Here is a 4,685-nt window from a genome sequence, read left to right as displayed (position 1 = left end):
GCCCCCGCCTCCCTCGCTGCACCGGCTTCGGAACTTCCCCGGCTCGCTGATGAAATCGAGGCGGACATCCGCCGGGCGTACCGTGACATCGCCAGCGCTGAGGGAGAGTGGGTAAGCCTGGCCGACCTGCGCGATCAGCTGCCCGGCGTGCCGAAGCCCCAGGTCGACGCCGTCCTGCGGTTGATGGCGCGCATGCCCAGTATCCGGGTGGAGGAGGAAACCAACCAGAAGAACTTGGACTCACGTGACCGCGAGGCAGCCGTCACCATCGGCGCCCGGGCACAGCACATGCTGGCGATCGAGTCGCTGTGACCGAGGACAACCTCAAAGCACTCACCGGCTTGCGGATCAGCCTCGCCCCGACCCAGGACGATGTCTGGCGGCGCTCGGCCTTCCACGTCGACACGCTGCACCGTGAAGTCGCCGGCGCGGTCCTCGACGCGATCGATGAGGCTCGCCAAAGCGATGCCCCCAGCCCCATCGGGCTGGTGGTGCAGGGTCAGCGCGGCTCTGGCAAGACCCACCTGCTCGGCTGGGTACGCGAGCAGGTGCAACGCCAGGACGGATACTTCTTCCTGGTGGGTCTGCAGGACGGCACCTCGTTCTGGCAGAACGTCGCCCATTCCATGCTCGACGGTCTCACCCGCCGGGTCGAAGGGCACGAAACCCAACTGCGTGTCCTGCTGCGACGGCTCACCCTGCTCACCGGAGTTCCGTTCGACGCCCGGCAGGCACTCATCGGCGACGCCCCCTTGGACCGCAATGCCGTCGAGGCGCTGTTGAAGGCTCTGCACGAGTTCGACCCTTCGGTGGCCAGCGCCTGCCGGCACACGGCTCGCGCTCTGGCAATCTTCAACGCCGGTGACTACCGAGCCCGCGAGGTGGGCAACAACTTCCTGCTGTCCGACGAGGAATGCGAACCTGGCGAGCGCGGGCCCTGGGCGTTGCCCCGGCGCGCCTACCCGGCCGAGCTGATCGTGAGTGAGATCTCGCGGTTGCTCGCGCTCACCGGACCATCGGTGATTGCCGTCGACCAGATCGACGGTCTGCTGGCGCCGGTGTCCAAGGCCATGCTCAGCAACACCGACCCCGCCTCACGGGACGCGGTGATGCTCGACCGGGTTGCGAACGGCCTCATGGACCTGCGCGAGCGGACCCGCCGGACCTTGACCGTGGTCTCAGCCCAGCATTCTACGTGGGAAGTCATCCGTACCAAGGCGATCGCCGCGGTACAGGACCGCTTCGTGGCCAAGCAGCACCTCGGGCGGATCCCCAGCGCCGGCATCGGCCGGGCACTGATCGCCAAACGCCTGACCCCGCACTACGAGTCCCTGGACTTCACCCCGCCGTACGCCACCTGGCCGATCCGTGACGACGCGTTCGAGCAAGCCATCGGTTTCATGCCCCGCGAGCTGCTCAAAATGGTCGCCACCCACATCGCCCAGTGCGTGCAGAACGGCAACGTGCGGGAACTGACCACCCTGGAGCCGTCGTCCGACGAAGAAATGCCGCCGCCTCCCCCCGCCGCCCCAGCAGCGCTGACGGCCCTGGACACCCGCTTCGCCGAGCTGAAGGCGAACGCTGACATCAGCCGCGTGCTGAGCCGCGACACCGAGGACGTCGAACTGCCCGCCCTGCTCGCGGCGGGGCTGCAGGCTTGGATGACCGAGCGAGGCGAAGCTGGTGCGGCGTTCGAGCAGGACCCCCCGCCCAGCACGAAACCCGCCCTGCACGCTCGGCTGCGCCGTACCTTGGACGACACAACCGAGGTGGAGGCCCACTGGGGCTTCCGAGGCATCTCGCCGGACTACCATGCCACCGCCGTCCTCAACCGGGTACGCACCGCCTGCACCGAAGCCGGCTTGGCCAGCGGCGTACCGAACCGGCACCTGTTCCTCCTCCGCAACAAGGATTGGCCCAGTACACCCAAGAACATCGAAGCTGTCGCCCTGTTCGAAGCCGCAGGCGGCCAGCGCCTGGAAGTAACCGACACCGAACTTCGAGTCCTCTGGGCCCTTCGCGACCTACTGGCCAAGTCCTCTGCCGACCTACCTGCCTGGCTCCTGTCCCGCCAGCCAACCAGCGAAGTCGCCTTCCTACGCGACGCCCTGTCCAACGCCGGCCCCCCGCCCGAACCTCAAGCCGTCTCTTCCGGCTCTTCGCGACCCGCATTCGACTCCACGCCGGCTCCCGATACCTCTTCTGGCTCTCTGCAGCCTGTATCCGGATCCTCGCCGACTCCCGCCGCTTCTTCGCAGCGTCCCCCGGCTGAATCGGCGCCCGTATCCTCGGTCTTGCCTGGTGGGTCATCGGCGCCCGCCTCCAGTTGGTCGCCTGATTCTGCGTCGTCGTCGGCACCTTTCTCTTCGTCACCTTCGCCGGCGCCGTTGCCACCGCTGACGCCGCCCCCATCGACCACTTCCTTGCCGGCGGCCTCAACCTCGTTCTCGCCCGCGCCTTCACTCGATGAACCAGCTTCGCGGTCGCCCGAGCAGACGTGGTCAACGCCGACGAGCTCGTCAACCGTCAGCGACGCGTTTGTGCTTGGCCGCCGCTATGACACCGAAGAACCGATCACGGTGGAGCTCGAGGCTCTTCGTAAGCACATGGCGATCTTCGCCGGTTCCGGTTCGGGCAAGACGGTGCTCCTACGGCGGGTTATCGAGGAGTGCGCGCTGCGCGGTGTCTCGGCAATTGTGCTGGACCCCAACAACGACCTCGCCCGGCTCGGTGACGCATGGCCCGAACCTCCGACCGGCTGGGAGGACGGCGACAAGGCTCGGGCGAAGGAGTACTTGGAAAACACCGACGTCGTCATCTATACGCCGCGGCGAGCCTCCGGCCGGCCTCTCACCTTTCAGCCCCTGCCGGTCTTCTCGGAATTGCTGGATGACTCCGACGAGTTCGAGGCAGCAGTTGACGCGGCCTTGGCAACGCTCGCTCCGCGGGCCAAGGTTGACGGCAAGACGGCGAAAGCCGAACGCGGCCGAGCCGTCCTCAAGGAAGCGTTGACCTATTACGCCCAACGCAGTCGTGAGGCCACTCTTCGCGGCTTCGTCGGCATGCTCGACGATCTGCCCGAGGCAGCTAGCAGTCTTGGTGAGACTGCACCCAAGGTAGCCACCGAACTCGCTCAAGCGTTGACCGCCGCCATGGTGATAGACCCGCTGTTCGGCGGAGTGGGCACGCCGGTCGACCCCGGCGAGCTGTTGAAGGCTCTGCCTGGTAAACGCGCTCGGGTCTCGGTCATCAGCCTGGTCGGGCTGCCGAACGACGATCAGCGACAGAGCTTCGTCAACCAGCTGCAGATGGCTCTGTTCGCATGGGTGAAGAAGAACCCGGCGGGTGACCGCCCACTCGGGGGGCTTTTCGTGATGGACGAGGCCCAGACGCTTGCTCCGTCCGGCGCGATGACAGCGTGTACCCGCAGCACCCTGTCGCTGGCGTCTCAGGCCCGGAAGTACGGTCTTGGCCTTGTCTTCGCCACTCAGTCTCCGAAGGGTCTGCACAATCAGATCCCGGGCAACGCGGCCACACAGGTCTATGGCTTGATGAATGCTCCGGCCCAGATTGACGCCGCGCGCGAGATGGCCCGCGCCAAAGGCGGCGACGTGCCCGACATCTCTCAGCTGCGAAGCGGCCAGTTCTATCTGGCTTTGGAAGGCCGCTCGTTCGCGAAGGCCCGCACTCCCCTGTGCTTGAGCTTTCACCCGCGAAGCCCTTTGACCGTGGAGGAGGTCCTCACTCGATCGCGGGTGACTCCGGACAGCCGCCCAACCTGACATGCCCATGAGCATGTTTCTCGCCGACCTTCGGCGCGACAAGCCTGGCGTTGCTGGTCGTCACGCTGTGGGCCTGGCGTCGTCCGACCGAGTCGGCCTTACGGATGACCGGCCGTCAGGGATGGTTGTGGTGCGGATGGGGGCTTGGGTTGCCGCGGGTCCACAGGTGGACGGCGTAGCCGAACGCGACCACGGCGACCAGGAAGCCGGTCCATCCGCCGAGGGCGATCAGGAAAGGCATACTCACCCACAGGAGTACGGCCACAAGCGGCCGGCGTGGGAGGTCACGCCGAGGGGTGTGCTGCCGCGTAGCGAAGCTCGGATCCTCGGACAGCAGACCGGAGACGATCTCGTTGAAGCGGCGACGATCGTAGGAACTGAGCACGTTGCCTCCCAGCAGCGTGAGATTCCGGGCACCACGAACCGGCTACCACCAACCGGCACAGTGGAATACGGCCCGCTTTCCCATCCTGGCTGAGACATGCGGGCTCGATCGATGCGATTTCCATCACTCGGAAGAGGTGCCTGCGGGCAGCACTCGCTGAGGTGGAGGTCATCACCCTGAGGTCGAGGTCGCTTCGAGCCTCGCTGTCGCGCATGAGACACCCGCTCGGGTGAGGCGGTCAAGGCGAAGGTGAGCGGCCGTGACCTGACGTGCTCTCGGCCGTTCATGAGCGTTCAGCGCGAGGCGTTCAGGCAAAGAGCGCATGTCGAGGGAGACCCATGACAGCTTCATGGACATGATGCGCAATAGTGTGTATACACAGAAACGCCCGTTCAGATATCAATCTGAACGGGCGTTTCTGACGTTGAGTCCGGCGGCGTCCTACTCTCCCACACCCTCCCGAGTGCAGTACCATCGGCGCTGGAGGGCTTAGCTTCCGGGTTCGGAATGAGACCGGG

Annotated in this window: 2 protein-coding genes and 1 pseudogene; 2 read left to right on the top strand and 1 reads right to left on the bottom strand. The window is 66.0% G+C overall.

Annotation, left to right across the window (positions count from 1 at the left end; translation table 11 throughout):
• A pseudogene (locus TFC3_RS37860) lies at positions 1 to 312 on the top strand (hypothetical protein); the annotation flags it as partial.
• Entirely contained in the window at positions 309 to 3,782 is a 3,474-nt protein-coding gene (locus TFC3_RS08020) for a helicase HerA domain-containing protein (protein WP_067497544.1), read from the top strand. The pseudogene TFC3_RS37860 and the gene TFC3_RS08020, both read left to right, overlap by 4 nt.
• A 115-nt stretch (positions 3,783 to 3,897) precedes the next feature.
• On the opposite strand, the gene TFC3_RS08015 is transcribed toward TFC3_RS08020, so the two are convergent.
• Entirely contained in the window at positions 3,898 to 4,167 is a 270-nt protein-coding gene (locus TFC3_RS08015) for a DUF3040 domain-containing protein (RefSeq protein ID WP_067497541.1), read from the bottom strand.
• Positions 4,168 to 4,685: the final 518 nt, after the last annotated feature.

Origin of the sequence: Actinoplanes sp. TFC3, assembly GCF_001553785.1 — a bacterium.
Lineage (GTDB): Bacteria > Actinomycetota > Actinomycetes > Mycobacteriales > Micromonosporaceae > Actinoplanes.
This window is presented reverse-complemented; position numbering and strand designations above follow the sequence as displayed.